16 protein-coding genes are annotated in these 18,542 nt (G+C 73.9%); 8 read left to right on the forward strand and 8 right to left on the reverse strand.

Annotated elements, in window-relative coordinates; genetic code table 11:
* Both J5Y05_RS12320 and J5Y05_RS12325 read left to right on the forward strand, forming a co-directional pair.
* A complete protein-coding gene (locus J5Y05_RS12320) occupies positions 1-600 on the forward strand; it encodes a PH domain-containing protein (RefSeq protein WP_210871575.1) in 600 nt (199 codons plus the stop codon).
* Entirely contained in the window at positions 597-1,931 is a 1,335-nt protein-coding gene (locus J5Y05_RS12325; RefSeq protein WP_210871577.1) for a PH domain-containing protein, read from the forward strand. The genes J5Y05_RS12320 and J5Y05_RS12325 overlap by 4 nt, the downstream gene beginning before the upstream one ends.
* A gap of 441 nt (positions 1,932-2,372) precedes the next feature.
* On the opposite strand, the gene J5Y05_RS12330 is transcribed toward J5Y05_RS12325, so the two are convergent.
* Positions 2,373-3,824: a coiled-coil domain-containing protein gene (locus J5Y05_RS12330; protein WP_210871579.1), complete on the reverse strand. Its 1,452-nt coding sequence runs from the start codon at positions 3,822-3,824 to the stop codon at positions 2,373-2,375.
* Positions 3,825-4,147: 323 nt separating this feature from the next.
* Positions 4,148-5,290 carry an alpha/beta hydrolase gene (locus J5Y05_RS12335; protein WP_210871581.1) on the reverse strand — a complete coding sequence of 381 codons (1,143 nt, stop codon included), beginning with the start codon at positions 5,288-5,290 and terminating at the stop codon, positions 4,148-4,150.
* Positions 5,291-5,523: 233 nt separating this feature from the next.
* Here J5Y05_RS12335 and J5Y05_RS12340 point away from each other — a divergent pair, with 233 nt between their 5' ends.
* From J5Y05_RS12340 to J5Y05_RS12365, 6 genes are all read left to right on the forward strand, one after another.
* The gene (locus J5Y05_RS12340; RefSeq protein WP_210871583.1) at positions 5,524-7,389 is read left to right on the forward strand and encodes a phosphatidylglycerol lysyltransferase domain-containing protein; all 1,866 of its coding nucleotides are present in this window, start codon (positions 5,524-5,526) and stop codon (positions 7,387-7,389) included.
* A gap of 86 nt (positions 7,390-7,475) precedes the next feature.
* On the forward strand, positions 7,476-8,366 hold the full coding sequence (gene folP / locus J5Y05_RS12345; RefSeq protein ID WP_210871585.1) for a dihydropteroate synthase: 891 nt from the start codon (positions 7,476-7,478) through the stop codon (positions 8,364-8,366).
* Positions 8,363-8,866, forward strand: a complete 504-nt coding sequence (locus J5Y05_RS12350) for a nuclear transport factor 2 family protein (RefSeq protein WP_210871587.1) — start codon at positions 8,363-8,365, stop codon at positions 8,864-8,866. Before folP ends, J5Y05_RS12350 begins: the two co-directional genes overlap by 4 nt.
* Positions 8,867-9,165: 299 nt before the next feature.
* Positions 9,166-9,525, forward strand: coding sequence for a dihydroneopterin aldolase (gene folB, locus J5Y05_RS12355; protein WP_210871589.1), 360 nt, complete (start codon positions 9,166-9,168; stop codon positions 9,523-9,525).
* Positions 9,522-10,133, forward strand: coding sequence for a 2-amino-4-hydroxy-6-hydroxymethyldihydropteridine diphosphokinase (gene folK / locus J5Y05_RS12360; RefSeq protein ID WP_210871591.1), 612 nt, complete (start codon positions 9,522-9,524; stop codon positions 10,131-10,133). The genes folB and folK overlap by 4 nt, the downstream gene beginning before the upstream one ends.
* Positions 10,134-10,220: 87 nt before the next feature.
* The gene (locus J5Y05_RS12365) at positions 10,221-10,712 is read left to right on the forward strand and encodes a DUF3180 domain-containing protein (RefSeq protein ID WP_210871593.1); all 492 of its coding nucleotides are present in this window, start codon (positions 10,221-10,223) and stop codon (positions 10,710-10,712) included.
* Between the two features lie 70 nt (positions 10,713-10,782).
* Here J5Y05_RS12365 and folE read toward each other — a convergent pair whose 3' ends face one another.
* The 6 genes from folE to dacB all read right to left on the reverse strand — a co-directional run bounded on the left by folE (position 10,783) and on the right by dacB (position 18,496).
* On the reverse strand, positions 10,783-11,388 hold the full coding sequence (gene folE / locus J5Y05_RS12370) for a GTP cyclohydrolase I FolE (RefSeq protein ID WP_210871595.1): 606 nt from the start codon (positions 11,386-11,388) through the stop codon (positions 10,783-10,785).
* Positions 11,389-11,497: 109 nt separating this feature from the next.
* Positions 11,498-13,537 (reverse strand): ATP-dependent zinc metalloprotease FtsH, encoded by a 2,040-nt coding sequence (gene ftsH / locus J5Y05_RS12375; RefSeq protein ID WP_210871597.1) that lies wholly within the window; start codon positions 13,535-13,537, stop codon positions 11,498-11,500.
* A 195-nt stretch (positions 13,538-13,732) separates the two neighbouring features.
* Positions 13,733-14,272 (reverse strand): hypoxanthine phosphoribosyltransferase, encoded by a 540-nt coding sequence (gene hpt, locus J5Y05_RS12380; protein WP_247614611.1) that lies wholly within the window; start codon positions 14,270-14,272, stop codon positions 13,733-13,735.
* A gap of 90 nt (positions 14,273-14,362) precedes the next feature.
* A complete protein-coding gene (gene tilS / locus J5Y05_RS12385) occupies positions 14,363-15,448 on the reverse strand; it encodes a tRNA lysidine(34) synthetase TilS (protein WP_210871599.1) in 1,086 nt (361 codons plus the stop codon).
* Positions 15,449-15,638: 190 nt separating this feature from the next.
* Positions 15,639-16,766, reverse strand: coding sequence for an Rv3626c family coenzyme F420 biosynthesis-associated protein (locus J5Y05_RS12390; protein WP_210871601.1), 1,128 nt, complete (start codon positions 16,764-16,766; stop codon positions 15,639-15,641).
* A 101-nt stretch (positions 16,767-16,867) separates the two neighbouring features.
* Positions 16,868-18,496, reverse strand: a complete 1,629-nt coding sequence (dacB, locus tag J5Y05_RS12395) for a D-alanyl-D-alanine carboxypeptidase/D-alanyl-D-alanine endopeptidase (protein WP_210871603.1) — start codon at positions 18,494-18,496, stop codon at positions 16,868-16,870.
* Positions 18,497-18,542 lie beyond the last annotated feature (46 nt).

The following is an 18,542-nucleotide window of genomic DNA, read 5'->3' on the forward strand; positions in this document are numbered from 1 at the left end:
ATGGAGACGGGGAGCCCGCGCGAGGCGGGCACGGCGGAACCGGCCGACACGCCGGACGCCGGCACGCGGGAAGTAAACACGCCGGTGACGGACATACCAGACACACCGGACACGCCGGGCACGCGCACGGTCGCGGGTGAGCCGGTGTGGACCGGGCTGCCGCCGGGGCTGCTGCGGATGCGGCGGCTGTTGCTGGTGGTGTGGCTGGGACTGTTCACCCTGGCCTCGGGCGTGGTGCCCGCCCTGTTCGCGGGGCCCGTCTGGGCCCTCTGCGCACTGCCGCCGCTCGCCCTGCTGGTCTGGGGCTGGGTGATGCTCGGGCGCAACTGGCGCTCCTGGCGGTACGCCGAACGCGCCGACGACCTGCTGATCTGCCGCGGGGTGCTGTGGCACGAGGAGACCGTGGTGCCGTACGGGCGGATGCAGCTCGTCGAGGTGACCTCGGGGCCGGTCGAGCGGCACTTCGGGCTGGCCAGCGTGCAGTTGCACACGGCCGCCGCCGCGTCCGACGCGACCATCCCCGGCCTCGATCCGGCCGAGGCGGAACGCCTGCGCGACCGGCTCACCGAGCTGGGCGAGGCCCGGTCGGCGGGGCTGTGACCGCGTCCCAGGAGATCCGGCCGGAGAGCGCCCCCGCCGGTGTGCGCGAACGGCGCCTGCACCCCGTCACGCCGCTGCGGCGAGCCTGGGCACCGGTCGCCGTGGTCATCGGCTGGGCCGTGCACGACCCCGACCAGGTCCAGCGCCACGTGACCCGGCTGACCACCACCACACTCGTCGCCGGACTCGCCGTCTTCCTCCCGGCCGCCGCCCTGTACGGCTTCCTGACCTGGTGGGTCACCCGGTTCGCGGTGACGGAGACGGAGCTGCGCATCCGTACCGGGCTGCTGTTCCGGCGCACCGCGCACATCCGGCTCGACCGCGTCCAGGCCATCGACGTCACCCAGCCGCTGCTGGCCCGGCTGCTGGGGGTCGCCAAGCTGAAACTCGACGTCATCGGCACCGAGGACCGGGACGAGCTGGCCTACCTCGCCGTCGGTGAGGCGCGGGCGCTCCGTGCCGAACTGCTGGCCCTCGCCGCCGGCTTCGCGCCGCAGGAGGCCCACGAGGTCGGCGAGGCGCCCTCCCGGGAGCTGGTGCGCGTACCGCCGCGGGTCCTCGCCGTCTCGCTGCTGCTGACCGGCGCCACCTGGGCCATGCTGATCGCCGCCACCGTCGTCCCGACGGTGCTGTGGTGGGCCACGGACAACCTGTGGACGGTCGCCGCGTCGTCGCTGCCGCTGCTGGGCGCGGCGGTGGCGAGCAGCGTGGGCCGGTTCGTCGGGGAGTACGACTGGACGCTGGCCGAGTCCCCGGACGGGCTCCGCATCGACCACGGGCTGCTGGACCGCGCCCACGAGACGGTGCCGCCGGGCCGGGTGCAGGCGGTGCGGATCGTCGAGCCGCTGCTGTGGCGCCGTCTCGGCTGGGTACGGGTCGAACTGGACGTGGCCGGCTCGTCCAACTCCCTGCTGCTGCCGGTCGCCCCGCGCGAGATCGCCGTCTCCGTCGTCGCCCGGGTGCTGCCCGGGGTGTTCGTGCCGGGGCCGGCCCACCTGACGCCCCCGCCGCGCCGGGCCGCCCGGCGGCTGCCGGTGTGGTGGCGCGGGCACGGACTGGCCGTCGTGGGCGGGGTGTTCGCCGCCCGGCACGGGCTGCTGAAGCGCACCCTCTCGCTGGTGCCGCACGCCAAGGTGCAGAGCGTACGGCTGACGCAGGGGCCGTGGCGGCGGGCGCTGCGGCTCGCGGACGTCCACGTCGACACCGGGGCGAACACCACCGTCTCGGCCCGGCTGCGCGACGCCGACGAGGCGGCCCGCCTGCTCCACGCCCAGGCCGAACGCTCCCGCACCGGCCGCCGCGACGCCCTCCCGGACCGGTGGATGGCCTGACGGCCACCGGCTGACGCCGGGCGACGCGGGGGCATGCCGCTCGCGGGCGGCCCACCCGGCGCCCCACCCGGCGACACGCCGGGCGGGCACCGTACGGGAGGGGAAACGCCCGGGGACACGCCCGGGGACACGCCGCGCGGACGCCGTACGGCACGAAACACGCCCGGGGACACGCCGGGCGGACACCGCACGGAAGGGAACACGCCCGGGGACACACCGCGCGGACACCCCACGGCACCAAACACGCCCGGGGACACACCGGGCGGACACCGCACGGAAGGGGACACGCCCGGCGACACGCCGGACGGACACCCCACGGCACCAAACACGCCCGGGGACACGCCGACCCAACGCCCCACGGCACGAAACACGCCCCGCGCCCGCGGAACGCATCGGCCGGCGACAGGACGCCCACGCGTCCCGCCGCCGGCCGGGGAAAGGTCAGGAGACCGCGCTGCGCAGCCGTTCCACGTCGATGTGCTCGGTCTCGTCGTGGGCGGTGAGGTCGATGACCTGGCCCACGGCGGCGGATGCGGGGACGGCCGGCTTGAAGGCGGACTCCCCCTCGGACTTGTGCAGGGCGAGCGCCTCCTGACCGACCACGTCGGCCAGGTCCTCGTTCTGGACGGACTCCAGCGCCTGCGGCGGCTCGGCACCGTCCTCCTCGTTCTTGGTGCCGAAGAAGTCGAACCCGCCCTCGACCCGGGGCCGCCGCGAGGGAGTCGCCGGTACGACGGCGACCGCGGTCGGCACCGTGAAGTGCCCGTTGGGCTCGCGCACCGGCCGCATCGCCTGCCGCGCGGATTCCGGCGCGGCCGGCGCGGGCCGTTCCTCGGGCCGTCCCGGGACCGCGGCGGCACGCTCGTGCCCGTCGGTGCCCTCGGACTCCGCCCGGACCGTGTCGTCCCGCTCGGGTCCGGCGACGGGCAGGCTCTCGCCGCCGCCGTTCCCGTCGTCACCGCCACCGTCGTCGTCCCGGCCGGCGGCGTCGTCACCGCGCTGGGCCTCCTCGGCCCCGGCCTCGGCCCCGGCCTCGGCGCCGGCACCCGCCCCGGCATCGGCCCCCGTCCCGGCATCGGCGTCGGCGCCCGCCTCGGCCTCCGCCCCGGCTTCCGCCCCCGCCCCGGCGTCCGCCCCGTCACCGAACCGGGCCAGGGCCGCCTTCGCCCGCAGGAACAGCCGCGAACCCTCCGGGGAGAACACGCCCGGCGCCCCCGGCGCCCCCGACGCCTCCCCACCGGACTCCGCACCCGTGCCCGCGTCCGGCTCCGCCGCACCCGAGCCCGACTCCGCACCCGGCTCCGTACCCGAGCCCGTACCCGACTCCGTACCCGAGCCCGTGCCCGAGTCGGGCTCCGACTCGGCGCCCGCCTCCTCGCCCGCCTCCGGCTCCGCGTCCTCGGGACGACGGGCGGCGGGCAGCGCGGGGGCCGTCGGAGCCGCCTCGATCTCCAACAGGCGGCGGCCCTCCAGCGCGGTGGCCCGCTCCGTCTCGGCCGTGGCGTAGCGGCGGAGCAGGGAGGCGTGTTCGTTGCGCAGGCCCGCCAGTTCGGCGCGCTTTTCGCGCAGCCGCTGCTCCAGCTTGGTGCGCAGCTCGCGCGACTCCTCCAGGTCGGACTCCAGTTCGGCGAGCCGCTCCTCGAAACGCCACTCGTCGCCGGCCCGCTCGCGGACGAGGTCGGCGACCCGCTTGCCCGCCTGCGCGTCCCAGTGGCGCATGAGGACCGCCCCGGTGACGGCCGTCACCCCGGCGATCGCGGCCAGCAGTCGGAGGGCCGTCGATCCGTCGAACACCCAGGGGCCGAGGGCGCAGACGACGGAGACGCCTGCGATCGCCGACGGGGGAAACAGCCTGTGCAGAGGCGGGGAATGGCGATGACGTCCACGTGGCATGGCCAGAAACTTACCGCGCGTAGGCGAATCGTGGCGCCCCGGGTCGTAAAATCCCGGCCATCTCCGTGCGTTCACACGACAACGGGATTCCACTTTCCTCTCGGTTCGCCCTGGGTTTGTCCGTCCGCCCGCCGGCCGCTTGTCCGCGCCTTTGCCGTTCCGCTTACCGTTCCGCCCGCCGTACTCCCCACCGTCCCACGCGCCGTCCCGCATGCCGTCCCGCATGCCGCCCCACCTGCCCTTCCACCTGCCGTTCCACCTGCCGTTCCGGCCTGGGACGGGAGGTGGACAAATCCAAGATCCTTATCTTGCGGCCCAGGCCCTCACCCCTCCCCCAGCCGCTCACCGAGCCACACGAGCGTCGCCGGGATCTCCCGGCGCCAGGTATGGAAGTTGTGTCCGCCGCTTTCCAGGATGATCGAGGAGATGCGGGCCGTCTTCTTCTCCTTGACCCGTTCCACGAAGGCCAGTGTGTCCTTGTAGGAGGACTCTCCGGACTTGCTGCTGGTGACGAGCAGTGAAGTACCCGGGCGCGGCGGCAGATGGCCGAGGCACCACCACAGATCGGCCCGGTCGCGCAGTTTCCGGTCACCGTGGAAGAGATCGCCGGTCGTGGGATCGGACGGGGCGTCGTAATGCGCGGAGAGTCCGGCGCCGGCCGAGTACACCCCCGGGTGGTGCAGGGCGAGTTTGAGCGCGCAGTACCCGCCGGTCGAGTCACCGACGACGCCCCAGCCGCCCGGCGTCCGGCTCACCCGGTAGTGCGCGCGCACCGCCTCCGGCAGGTCCACGGCGAAGAACGACTCGGCCCGCGGACCGCCCGGCACGTCCACGCACTCGGTGTCCCTCGGCGGCGCGACCGTCGGCCTCAGCATCACCAGGACCATCGGCCCCATCCGGCCCTCCCGGGCCAGCTCCAGCGCCGTGCGCGGGAAGTGCAGCCGGTCCACCAGCGCCTCCGCGGTCCCCGGATAACCGGTCAGGACGACGGCCACGGGGAAGGTCCGCGCACGGTGCCGTTCCTGGAAGTACTCCGGCGGCAGGTACACGTAGGCCGGGGAGGTCAGCCCGGTGGTGCGCCCGGCGAGGGCGATCCGCTCGATCCGCCCGCCGTCCTCCGGCCGCCCCAGCCCCGTGCGCACCGTCCGGGTGCCGGTCACCCGCAGGCCACCGCCGGGGTCGCCGTGGTCGCCGTGGCCGCCGGCCGAGTGGTCGACGACCACGCCCTGTTCGGTCTCCCGGCCGAAGAGGTCGGCCCAGCCCGCGTAGAAGCCGAAGGCCCGGTTGACGGCGAGGCCCGCGGCGGCGAAGACCACGGCCTGCGTGGCGAGGAGCAGCGCGATCCGCCCGGCGACGGGCCCCGCCCCCGGCCCGGCCAGCCGCGGCCAGCCCCACACCGTGCCCGCGAAGAGCAGCACGCCCAACCCGGCCACCGACACCAGTACCGCGTCACTCGTCAGCCCCATGTGCCCCTCGCCCGCCCGCGCTCCGCGCCGCCCACCCGCCCCTCACCGGCCGGAGAGGGGGCCTTCGTCCGTTCTCCGGCCGCCGTGGTCCACGGCTTCCGGACGGGGGAATGAACCTCTTTCCGCCCGGCACCGTCCTAGAGGGCACAATGTCGCCGGACGCCCGGTAAGGGCCCGGAGACACGGTCTCTCGGGGAAACTGCGGTGCGATGTCTGCCAGGACAGATGAGGAAATGTCGGGTGGGGTTCCGAAGCCGGCGGGCATACGCCGGTGGCTGCGCGGTCCGCGCCCCGCGGCCGTTCCCCTCCTCGTCGGCCGGGCCAGCACGCTGGTCGGGCTGCTGGACATCGCCGCCGGGGTCTTCCCGGGGTTCCGGCGGAGCCGGATGCACGCCCTCGCGGAGGTGCTGCCGGGCGCCTTCGGCCCGTTCGCCGCGGCCCTCTCGCTCAGCGCCGGGGTCCTGCTCCTGCTGCTCGCGCACGGGCTCAAACGCCGCAAGCGGCGGGCCTGGCGGGCCGCGGTGGCGCTGCTGCCCGTCGGCGCCCTCGCCCAGTTGAGCTACCGGCACTCCCTGGCCGGAGCGCTGATCTCGCTCGCGCTGCTCGCGCCGCTGCTGCGCCACCGGAGCCAGTTCGCGGCCCTGCCCGACCCGCGCAGCCGCTGGCGGGCGCTGGCCAACTTCCTGCTGATGAGCACCGGTTCGCTGCTGCTCGGACTCGTCATCGTCAGCGCCCACCCGCACCGGGTGGTCGGCGACCCGGGCCTGGCCGACCGGCTCACGCACGTGCTGTACGGGCTGTTCGGCGTCGAGGGACCGGTCGGCTACCGGGGCGGCGCCACCTCCTGGACGGTCGCCTTCTCCCTCGGCGCCCTCGGCCTGCTCACCGCCGTCACCACCGTCTACCTGGCCTTCCGCCCCGAGCACCCGGCCGCCCGCCTCACCGGCGAGGACGAGACGCGGCTGCGCGCCCTGCTGGAGAGGCACGGCGCCCGGGACTCGCTCGGCCACTTCGCCCTCCGCCGCGACAAGGCCGTCGTCTTCTCGCCCAGCGGCAAGGCCGCCGTCACCTACCGCGTGGTCAGCGGCGTGATGCTGGCCAGCGGGGACCCGATCGGTGACGTGGAGGCGTGGCCCGGCGCCATCGAACGCTTCATGGAGGTGGCCCGCGCCCACTCCTGGACCCCGGCGGTGATGGGCTGCTCCGAGACCGGCGGCGAGGTCTGGACCCGGGAGACCGGCCTCGACGCCCTCGAACTGGGCGACGAGGCGGTCGTGGACGTCGCCGGCTTCTCCCTGTCGGGCCGGGCGATGCGCAATGTGCGCCAGATGGTCAACCGCATCGAGCGCGCCGGGTACGAGACCCGCGTCCGGCGCGTGGCCGACCTCGGCGCGGCGGAGCTGGACCGCGTCCGCCACGCCGTCGACGCCTGGCGCGGCACCGACACCGAGCGCGGGTTCTCCATGGCGCTGGGCCGCATCGGCGACCCGGCCGACGGGGAGTGCCTCATCGCCACGGCGCACCTCGCCGAGACCGGGCCGCCGGGCGGGCAGGGGCGGTCGCCGGGGGGCGCGGGCGCCGGGGCGGACGCGGACGCGTACGGGGACCTGAAGGCGGTGCTGCACTTCGTGCCCTGGGGGCGGGACGGGGTCTCGCTGGACCTGATGCGCCGGGACCGGGCGGCCGACCCGGGCCTGAACGAGCTGCTGATCGTGGCCGCGCTGCGGGCGGCGCCGCGGCTCGGCATCGCTCGGGTCTCGCTGAACTTCGCCATGTTCCGCTCCGCCCTCGCCCGAGGCGAGAAGATCGGCGCCGGTCCGGTGCTGCGGGCCTGGCGGGGGCTGCTGGTCTTCCTCTCCCGGTGGTTCCAGATCGAGTCGCTGTACCGGTTCAACGCCAAGTTCCGGCCCCGGTGGGAGCCGCGCTTCGTCGTCTACCGCGCCTCGGCCGACCTGCCCCGCATCGGCATCGCCGCCCTCCAGGCCGAGGGCTTCCTCAGCCTCGCGCCGCCGCTGCCCCGCTTCCTGCGCCGCCGGAGGCCGCCGAGCCGCCCCTGCGCGCACACGGTCGCGGACCACCACGAGGTCCGGGCGGCGTGAGCGACGCCCGCCGCGCACCGGCCCCCGCCGTCCCACCGCCTGGACCGCGCGCGGAAACCGGACCCGGCGGGGCATACGCTGAACATATGAGCAAGCAGACCGGCCGCCTCCCCCTGGCGGGGCTGACCGCATGGGACCGCTGCGCGGTGATGGGGGTCGTCAACGTGACCCCCGACTCCTTCTCCGACGGCGGCCGATTCTTCGACACGACCGACGCCGTCAAACACGGCCTCGACCTGATCGCCCAGGGCGCCGACCTGATCGACGTCGGCGGCGAGTCCACCCGCCCCGGCGCGACCCGCGTCGACGAGGACGAGGAGCTGCGGCGCGTCGTCCCCGTCGTGCGCGGACTGGTCGCCGAGGGCGCCACGGTCTCCGTCGACACCATGCGCGCCTCCGTCGCCGAGCAGGCCCTCGCGGCCGGCGCCGTGCTGGTCAACGACGTCAGCGGCGGGCTCGCGGACCCGCGGATGGTCCCGGTCGTCGCCGGCGCCGGCGCCCCCTTCGTCGTCATGCACTGGCGGGGCCTGCTGGCGGGCGACGCGATCCGGGGCGCGTACGAGGACGTCGTCGCCGAGGTCGTCGACGAACTGCGGGCCCGGGTGGACGCCGTGGTGGCGGGCGGCGTGGCCCCCGAGCGCGTCGTCGTCGACCCGGGGCTCGGCTTCTCCAAGGACTCCGAACACGATCTGATCCTGCTGGCCCACCTGGACGAGTTGCTGACCCTCGGCCACCCGCTGCTCGTCGCCGCCTCCCGCAAGCGGTTCCTCGGCCGGGTCCTCGCCGGTGACGGGGCCGCTCCCCCGCCCGCCCGCGAACGCGACGCGGCCACCGCCGCCGTCTCCGCGCTCGCGGCGGAGGCCGGGGCGTGGGCGGTGCGCGTGCACGAGGTCCGCGCGACGGCGGACGCGGTACGGGTCGCGCGCGCCGTCGAAGGAGCGCGTGCGCCGGGCCGGCGCCCGGAGGGTTCCGGGTGAGCGCGCCGCACCTCGACGTCGAACAGGTCGAGGCCGCCAACACCGCCTTCTACGAGGCCGTGGAGCAGGGCGACTTCGACCGGGTCTCGGACCTCTGGCTCAGCCCGTCCGACCTGGGCATCGACGAGACGTACCACGATCCGGCGGACGCCGGTGTGATCTCCTGCGTGCACCCCGGCTGGCCGGTGCTGACCGGCCGCGGCGAGGTGCTCCGGTCGTACGCGCTGATCATGGCGAACACCGACTACATCCAGTTCTTCCTGACCGACGTGCACGTCTCCCTGACCGGCGACACGGCCCTGGTGACCTGCACGGAGAACATCCTCAGCGGCGGTCCCGCCCCGGCGGACGGCGGGGCGCCCGGCCCCCTCGTCGGGCAGCTCGTGGTCGCCACCAACACCTTCCGCCGCACCCCGGCCGGGTGGAAGCTCTGGTCGCACCACGCCTCGCCGGTGCTGGCGGAGGGCGACGACGAGGAGGACGACGACACCGCCGCCTGAACGGACGGCGCGAAAGCGGACGCAAGGGGCCGAAGGCGGAGACCCCGGACGTCACGCGGGTCACTCCGGCCCCGTCGGGTGGTTGGAATCACGGACCGGCGGGTATGGACGGCTACCAGCCCGTGAGCCGCCGGGGCCGCCGGGGAGAACGCCCGGTGACATTCCCGCGGCCCCGCCCCCTCCGGTGCCCCCGAGGCCCGGCGCTGTCGGCACCCGCGGGTAGATTCGACCAAGGCCGCCGTACCGCCGCACACGGTACGGACCGGTCCGAGACCGACGACTGCACAGGAGTGATTCGCGTGGATCGTGTCGCGCTGCGCGGCCTGAGGGCCCGCGGGCACCACGGTGTGTTCCCCAAGGAGCGCGAGCAGGGCCAGACCTTCCTCGTGGACATCGTCCTGAGCCTGGACACCCGCCCCGCCGCGGCCGACGACGACCTGGCGAAGACCGTGCACTACGGCATCGTGGCCGAGGAGGTGGTGGCCGTCGTCTCGGGCGAGCCCGTCAACCTCGTCGAGACCCTCGCCGAACGCATCGCCCAGGTCTGCCTGAAGCACGAAGCGGTCGAGGAGGTCGAGGTCTGCGTCCACAAGCCCGACGCGCCGATCACGGTCCCCTTCGACGACGTGACCGTCACCATCATCCGGAGCCGTGTATGAACGCCCCCTTCGCCAAAGGTCCCAGCGACCCGACCGTACAGCCCGTTCCGGCCTCCGTCGTGGAGAAGGTGGACGCCGCGGACACGACGCTCTCCAACCCCAAGCGCGCGGTGATCGCCCTCGGCGCCAACCTCGGCAACCGCCTGGAGACCCTCCAGGGCGCCGTCGACGCGCTGGAGGACACCCCGGGCGTCCGCGTCAAAGGCGTCTCGCCGGTCTACGAGACGGAGCCGTGGGGCGTCGAGCCCGGCAGCCAGCCGTCGTACTTCAACGCCGTCGTCGTACTGAAGACCACCCTGCCGCCGTCCTCGCTGCTGGAGCGGGCGCACGCCATCGAGGAGGCGTTCCGCCGGGTCCGCGACGAGCGCTGGGGCCCGCGCACCCTCGACGTCGACATCGTCTCCTACGCCGACGTGGTCTCCGACGACCCGCTGCTGACCCTGCCTCACCCGCGCGCCCACGAGCGCGCGTTCGTCCTCGCCCCCTGGCACGACGTGGACCCCGAGGCGCAGCTCCCCGGGCACGGCCCGGTGGCCGGCCTGCTGGACTCCGTCACGCGCGCGGGCATCGAGCCCCGGACCGACCTGGAACTCCACCTGCCCGAGTAGTCGTTAAGGTCGACAGGAGCGAGAACACGCGACCGGCCGCCGGGCGAGAGGGCCGCGGCCGGACGTCCGGGGGAACGAAGGGGCACCGTGAAAGAGCTGCGCATCAGGACACTGGCCGGCGTCTTCGTCGTCGTCGGGGTCCTGTCCTGGGCGGGCGCCCGCCTGTGGAACTCGCTGGGGTCGCTCCCCGGCGTCCCGCTGGCCGCCCCGGTCGCCCTCGCCGCCATCGCGGCCGTCCTGCTCGCCACGGCGCTCTCCCTGCGCTCCCGGCTCAAGGCCCAGCGGGAGCGGGTGCCCGGCGCCAAGGGCGTCGACCCGCTGATGGCGGCCCGCGCGGTCGTCTTCGGCCAGGCCAGCGCCCTGGTGGCCGCCCTCGTCGCCGGCATGTACGGCGGGACCTGCGTCTTCCTGCTGGAGTTCCTCGACATCCCGGCCCGCCGCGACCAGGCCGTCTACGCCGGTCTCTCGGTCGTGGCGGGCGTCGGCGTGATAGCCGCCGCCCTCTTCCTGGAGCGGGTCTGCAAGCTCCCCGAGGACGAGGACGACGACCACCACCCGGGAGCGGCCTCCGCTGCCTGAGCGGCCGTCCGCCGGGACACCCACGGTGCCCCGGCGGACCGGCGGTTCCTCCCGCGCGGGCCGGACCGGCTCAGCGGGCCATGATCAGGCTCATCGCCTCGTTGCGCGTGGCGGGGTCACGGAGCTGTCCGCGCACCGCCGAGGTGAGGGTCTTCGCACCCGGCTTGCGGATGCCGCGCATCGACATGCACATGTGCTCGCACTCCACCACCACGATCACCCCGCGCGGCTCCAGGATCTCCATCAGGGAGTCCGCGACCTGCGTGGTGAGTCGTTCCTGCACCTGCGGCCGGCGGGCGTAGACGTCGACGAGACGGGCCAGCTTCGACAGTCCCGTGATCTTCCCGGTGGTGGACGGGATGTAACCGACGTGGGCGACACCGCGGAAGGGGACCAGGTGGTGCTCGCAGGTGCTGAAGACCTCGATGTCCTTCACGAGCACCATCTCGTCGTGCCCGAGGTCGAAGGTGGTCGTCAGCACGTCCTCCGGCTCCTGCCAGAGCCCGGCGAATATCTCCTTGTACGCCCGCGCCACCCGCGCCGGGGTCTCCCTCAGGCCCTCCCGGTCCGGGTCCTCGCCGACCGCGATGAGCAGCTCGCGCACGGCGTTCTCCGCGCGCTTCTCGTCGAACTCGCCGATCGGGCCCTCGCCGTCCAGCGTCACGGGGTCGGTCATGTGGTGCCTCGTTCCTGTCTGTCTAGCCTGCGGGCATATGGGAAAGCCGCGTCCCCCAGGCTAGAACCTGGGGGACGCGGCAGGCATTCCGGGCCCGGTCGGGACCGGGTCAGCCCTCCGGACGGTCCTCCGGGGCGTTCTCCTGCCCCGGGGCGGAGTCCGCCGGGGGGCTCTTGGCGATGGAGACCGTCCCCGTGCCGTTCGCCCCGTTGGTCAGCGCCAGCTCCTTCGGGGAGAGCACCGGCGGACGGGTCGACGGCGTGCGCCGCGAGGAGCCCGTCCAGGCGGGCCGCGGCGGACGCTTGACGATGGTGGAGAAGACCTCGGCGATCTGCTCCTTGCCCAGCGTCTCCTTCTCCAGCAGGGCGAGGACGAGGTTGTCGAGGACGTCGCGGTTCTCGACGAGGATCTCCCACGCCTCGTTGTGCGCCGTCTCGATGAGGGTCTTGACCTCTTCGTCGACGAGCGCCGCGACCTCTTCCGAGTAGTCGCGCTGGTGACCCATCTCACGTCCGAGGAAGGGCTCGGTGTTGTCCCCGCCGAACTTGATGGCGCCCAGACGCTCGGTCATGCCGTACTGCGTGACCATCGCGCGGGCCAGACCGGTGGCCTTCTCGATGTCGTTGGCCGCGCCGGTGGTCGGGTCGTGGAAGACCAGTTCCTCCGCGGCCCGGCCGCCCAGCATGTAGGCGAGCTGGTCGAGCATCTCGTTGCGCGTGGTCGAGTACTTGTCCTCGTCCGGGAGCACCATCGTGTACCCGAGGGCCCGGCCGCGCGACAGGATGGTGATCTTGTGCACGGGGTCGGAGTTCGGTGAGGCCGCCGCGACCAGGGCGTGACCGCCCTCGTGGTACGCGGTGATCTTCTTCTCCTTGTCCGACATGATCCGGGTCCGCTTCTGCGGTCCGGCCACCACGCGGTCGATCGCCTCGTCCAGCATGTGGTTGTCGATGAGCTTCTGGTCGCTGCGGGCCGTGAGCAGCGCCGCCTCGTTCAGCACGTTGGCCAGGTCGGCGCCGGTCATGCCGGGCGTGCGGCGGGCGACGGCCGCCAGGTCGACGTCCGGCGCGACCGGCTTGCCCTTCTGGTGGACCTTGAGGATCTCCAGACGGCCCTGCATGTCCGGACGGTCGACGGCGATCTGCCGGTCGAAGCGGCCGGGGCGCAGCAGCGCCGGGTCGAGGATGTCGGGCCGGTTGGTCGCCGCGATGAGGATCACGCCGCCCTTGACGTCGAACCCGTCCATCTCGACCAGGAGCTGGTTGAGGGTCTGCTCGCGCTCGTCGTGACCGCCGCCGAGGCCGGCGCCGCGGTGGCGTCCGACGGCGTCGATCTCGTCGACGAAGACGATCGCCGGGGCGTTCGCCTTGGCCTGTTCGAACAGGTCACGGACCCGGGAGGCACCGACACCGACGAACATCTCGACGAAGTCGGAACCGGAGATCGAGTAGAACGGCACGCCCGCCTCGCCCGCGACGGCGCGCGCGAGCAGGGTCTTGCCGGTGCCGGGCGGGCCGTACAGCAGCACGCCCTTGGGGATCTTGGCGCCGACGGCCTGGAACTTGGCCGGCTCCTGGAGGAACTCCTTGATCTCGTGGAGCTCCTCGACGGCCTCCTCCGAACCGGCGACGTCGGAGAACGTCGTCTTCGGGGTGTCCTTGGTGATGAGCTTGGCCTTGGACTTGCCGAAGTTCATCACCCGCGAGCCGCCGCCCTGCATCTGATTCATCAGGAACAGGAAGACGATCACGATGAGGATGAGCGGGAAGAGGAAGGAGAGCAGGACGCCGACGAACGGGTTCTGCTTGGACGGCGACACCGTGTAGCCGTCGGGGATCTGCTTGTCCTGGTACTTGGCCTGCAGAGTACTGGCGATGGTGACGCCCTGGTCACCGATGTAGCTCGCCTGGACCTTGGAGCTGCCCTTGAGCTTCTCCCCGGCCTTGAGCTGGATCTTGATGGTCTGCTCGTCGCCGGTGGTCAGCTTCGCCGACTCGACCTTGTTGTCGTTGATCGCCTGGACCACCTGGCCGGTGTCCACCGTCTTGTAGCCGCCGGACGAGCCGACGACTTGCATCAACACGACCACGGCGAGGACGGCCAGCACGATCCACATGACCGGCCCACGGAAGTATCGCTTCACGTCCATCCATACGGAGCGGATTCCGCCCCGTCCCTCCTGCCATAGTGAGTTTGATAAGACAGTTCTTCTGACGGTACCCCAGCTTGGTGGCCCGAAGCCGCACAGGACGGCTGGCATTCCCGTCTGCATGCTCCAACGGTGCGAGACCCCCGCGGGTTCCCGCCCGCGCCCCGCGCGTCCCGTGAATTCACCGCGGGCGCGTCAGCCGCCGTACACGTGGGGCGCGAGCGTACCGACGAACGGGAGGTTGCGGTACTTCTCGGCGTAGTCGAGGCCATAGCCGACGACGAATTCGTTGGGGATGTCGAAGCCGACCCATTCCACCTCCAGGGCGACCTTCGCCGCGTCGGGCTTGCGCAGCAGCGTGCACACCTTGAGGGAGGCGGGCTCGCGCGAGCCGAGGTTGGAGATCAGCCAGGACAGGGTCAGCCCGGAGTCGATGATGTCCTCGACGACCAGGACGTGCCTGCCCTTGATGTCGGTGTCGAGGTCCTTGAGGATGCGCACCACACCGGAGGACTGGGTGCCCGCGCCGTACGAGGACACGGCCATCCAGTCCATCGTCACGGGGGTGGACAGCGCTCGGGCGAGGTCGGCCATGACCATCACGGCGCCCTTGAGCACGCCGACGATGAGCAGGTCCTTGCCCTCGTACTCCGCGTCGATCTTCGCGGCCAGCTCGGCCAGCTTCGCGTCGATCTCTTCCTTGGTGATGAGCACCTTCTCGAGGTCGGCACCCATGTCTTTCGCGTCCACCCGCATCACTTTCGGTCGTCCCACCGGCCGCCGGCCCGCCCCGGACCCGGATACGGGTCGGTGGGGGAGCCGGAATCAGCCTTGCCGAATGACCAGTCTGCCACCCTGCCGCTGGGCGACGACCCGGCCGGGGAGGTTGATGGCCCCCTGGCCGCGCCAACCGGTGATCAGCCGGTCGATCTCCTCGATGTGGCGGGCGAACAGCGCGCCGGCCGGAGCACCGGCCTCGATGGCGACGCGGCGCAGGATACGGCGGCGGACGGCGGGCGGGAGGGCGTAGAGCTTGGCGCACTCCAGCCGGCCGTTGGCGTCGCGGACGCCGGTCTCGGCCTGGCGGGCCCAGGAGTCGAGGGCGTCGGCGTCGTCGCGGGAGAGCTGGGCGGTGCGGGCGAGGGCCTCGACGACGCCCTTGCCGAGGGCCTTCTCCAGTGCGGGCAGGCCCTCGTGGCGCAGCCGGGAGCGGGTGTAGGCGGGGTCGGTGTTGTGCGGGTCGTCCCAGACGGGGAGGGACTGGACCAGGCATGCCTTGCGGGCGGTCTGCCGGTCGAGCTGGAGGAAGGGGCGCCGGTAGCGGCCGTCGGCCCCCGAGACCGCGGCCATGCCGGACAGGGAGCGGATGCCGGAGCCGCGGGCGAGGCCGAGGAGGACGGTCTCGGCCTGGTCGTCGCGGGTGTGGCCGAGCAGGACGGCGGCGGCCCCGTGGCGGGCGGCGGCGGCGTCGAGGGCGGCGTAGCGGGCGTCACGGGCGGCGGCCTCGGGTCCGCCGGCGCGGCCGACGGTCACGGCGGCGGCCTCGACGGGGTCGAGGCCGAGGGCGCGCAGGCGCAGCACGACTTCCTCGGCACGCAGGTCGGAGCCGCTCTGGAGGCCGTGGTCGATGGTGACGCCGCCGGCCCGGACGCCGAGCCGGGGGGCCTCGAAGGCGAGGGCGGAGGCGAGGGCCATGGAGTCGGCGCCGCCGGAGCAGGCGACGAGCACGAGGGGCGACGGCGGGCGCGCGCGCGGGTGCTCGGCGGCGGGGCCGGCGGCGGCCGGTCCGGCGGCCGGTCCGGCGGCGGGGCCGGCGGCGGGGCCGGCGCCGAGGGGGTGGTCGGTGAGGATGTCGTGGAGGACGCGGCGGACCGCCAGGCGTATCGCCGCGACCGCAGGATGGGGACCCATGTCCGGTGCCCTTCGGGAAGTGTTCGGGGGGTGACCCCCATTCGGTCACGCAGAGTGTGTAAATGGTGACAGAAACGGGGCGTTCCCCGAGCATCGCACGCCTGCCGAAGCCTCACGGTCCCTCGGACGGGTGATTGGAGGGACGTGCGTGTGCCGTCGGCTGGAACCGTGTGCCGCGCTCCCGGGCGTGTCACGGCTCCGGCGTGCGGTGGACACGGGCGATCCAGTCGGCGGGGGCGGAGATCTCCGCTTTGGTGGGCAGCGTGTTGGGCGAGGTCCACACCCGGTTGAAACCGTCCATGCCGGTCTGCTCGACGACCGCCCGCACGAACCGCTCGCCGTCGCGGTACTGGCGGAGCTTGGCGTCGAGCCCGAGCAGTTTGCGCAGGGCCAGGTCGAGGCGGGAGGCGCCCTTGGCGCGGCGCTGCTGGAACTTCTCGCGGATCTCCGCCACGGTCGGCACGACATCGGGCCCGACGCCGTCCATCACGAAGTCGGCGTGGCCCTCCAGGAGGGACATCACGGCGGTGATCCGGCCGAGGACCTCGCGCTGGGCGGGGGTCTGCACCAACTCGACGAGGGACCGGCCGCCGTCCTCGTCCTCGCCCTCGGGCCGGCCGCCGGCGAGGGCCTGCACGGCCTCGCGGACGCGTTCGAGGACGGTCATGGGATCGACGTCCGTCTGCGCCAGGAACGACTGGATTTCGCCCTCCAGGTGGTCCCGGAGCCAGGGCACGGCGGTGAACTGGGTGCGGTGCGTCTCCTCGTGCAGGCAGACCCACAGGCGGAAGTCGTGGGGCTCGACGTCGAGTTCGCGTTCGACGTGCACGATGTTGGGCGCGACCAGCAGCAGCCGTCCGCCGCCGTCGGCGGCGCCGGGCAGATCACGGCCGGCGGGCGCGAAGGTCTCGTACTGGCCGAGCACGCGGGAGGAGAGGAACGACAGCAGCATGCCCAGCTCGACGCCGGTGACCTTGCCGCCGACGGCGCCGATGACCGCGCCGCCGGGGGTGCCGCCGCGCCGCTCCTCCATCTTGTCGAGCAGGGGCCGCAGGATCTCCCGGAACCCGGCGACGTTGGCCCGGACCCAGCCCGGCCGGTCGACGACGAGGACGGGGGTGTCGTGGGCCTCGTCGGTGGCCAGCCTGGTGAAGCCCCGGACGTGTCCCTCCGACGCCTTGGCGTGGCGGCGGAGTTCCGCGACGACGGCCCGTGCCTCGTCGCGGCTGACCTCGGGCCCGGGTCGTACGAGCCGGGTCGCCGTCGCCACCGCGAGATTCCAGTCGACCATGCCGGAGGATGCGCCGATGCTCGTCATGGTTCAACGGTACGTGAGCCCCGCCGCTCGGGTCAGTCCGTGAACGCCGCCCGGGGCACCGGACCCGGCGGGCGGACGGCCCGGCCGCTCCGTCCGGTCGGTCAGGCGCAGGAGCAGGCGGTCAGCGAGGTCGCCGCCCGGTCGAGGGCCGACTGGGCCGCCTGGGCGTCCGTGGTGCCGGAGGCCAGGAAGGCGAAGGCGAGGAGGCGGCCGTCGGCGTCGACCACCGTGCCGGCGAGGGTGTTGACGCCGGTCAGGGTGCCGGTCTTGGCACGGACGAGGCCGGAGGCGTCGTCGCCGGCGCCGTAGCGGCCGGTCAGGGTGCCGGTGAAGCCGGCCACCGGGAGGCCGGTGAGGACCGGGCGCAGCTCGGGCCGGGCCGGGTCGGCGGCCTTGGCGAGCAGGTCCGTCAGCAGCCCGGCGGTGACGCGGTCGCGCCGGTCCAGCCCGCTGCCGTCGCGGAACACGGTGCCGCCGAGCGGCAGGCCGAGCTGCTTCAGCCGGGCGGTGAGGGCGGCGGAGACGCCGCGGAAGTCGGCGGACTTGCCGGTGGCCAGGGCGGTGTGGCGGGCCAGGGCCTCGGCGAGGTCGTTGTCGCTCTCGGTCAGCATCCGCTCGACCAGGGCGGAGACCGGGGGCGAGGAGACGGTGGCCAGCGTGGTGGCCCGGCCGGTGGCCTTGGAGGGGCCGGGGGCGGTGGTCGTGATGCCGTGCCCGCCCAGCAGGCCCGCGAAGCGCCGGGCGGCCTCGGCCGCGGGGTCCGCCGCGCGGGGCGCCGGTCCGCTGTGGGAGTCGTCGGTGCGGGCCTCGTCCGTCATCAGGGCGGTGACGAGGGCGATGTTGTCGTTGACCCCGATCGGGTGCATTTCGGCGTCCGCGTAGAGGGTCGTGTCGTAGGAGAGCGTGACCGAGCGGGTGCCGCGCTTCTTCAGCGCGGCGGCGGTGTCGGCGGCGAGGGTGCGCAGGCTGGCGAGGTCCCCGGCCCGCTCGCGGGCGGTGAGGGTCGGGTCGCCGCCGCCGACCAGCACGAGTTCGCCGGTGTCGGGCTCCAGCGCGGCCCGGGTGGTGAGGCGGTGGTCGGGTCCGAGCGCGCTCAGCGCGGCGACGGCGGTGGCGATCTTGGTGGTGGAGGCCGGGGTGAGCGCGTCGCCGGAGTTCCGCTCGTACAGCCGCCGCCCGTTCGTGAGGTCGACGACGGCCGCCGTGTACTCGGTGCCGAGCGCCGGGCCGGTGAGCAGCGGGCCGAGGGAGTCGGCGAGGGCAGGCGTGCCGGGGGCCGCCTGGGCGGTTCCCCTGCCGGTCAGGCCGCCGAGCCCGGTGAGGACGGCCGCCGCGCTGGGCGCGGGCCGGGGCGAGCCCGCGGCCGTGCCGGAGCCCGCCGCCGCGCCGCCGTGATCTACGCCACCCGTGCGGGACCCGGCGACGGCCCGCTCCCGCTCGGCCGTACGCTGACCCGTGGAGTCCCAGGGCCCGGCGGCGGTCACCACACCGGCGGCGAGCGCCAGTCCGGCCGTGGCGGCTCCGGCGGTGTACTGCCAGGTCTTCGTCGTGCCCGTCGCCCGGGTGAACCGGACGAGCCGGGGGACCGTGTTCCGGACCGGCCGTGCGATCCGCGGCCAGGCCGCGCGCACGGCGCCCGTGGCGCGGGCGAGGTGCGGGCGTACGGCGTCCGCGGCCCGCACCACGTGCGGTCTCGCGGCCCGCCAAGGCTTCAGCTCTGGCACGAACACCAGCCCCTTTCGCGATCACACACCGGCGTGAGGGACACTTAACCAC

The sequence above is a fragment of the Streptomyces tagetis genome, assembly GCF_018069565.1.
Taxonomy (GTDB): domain Bacteria; phylum Actinomycetota; class Actinomycetes; order Streptomycetales; family Streptomycetaceae; genus Streptomyces; species Streptomyces tagetis.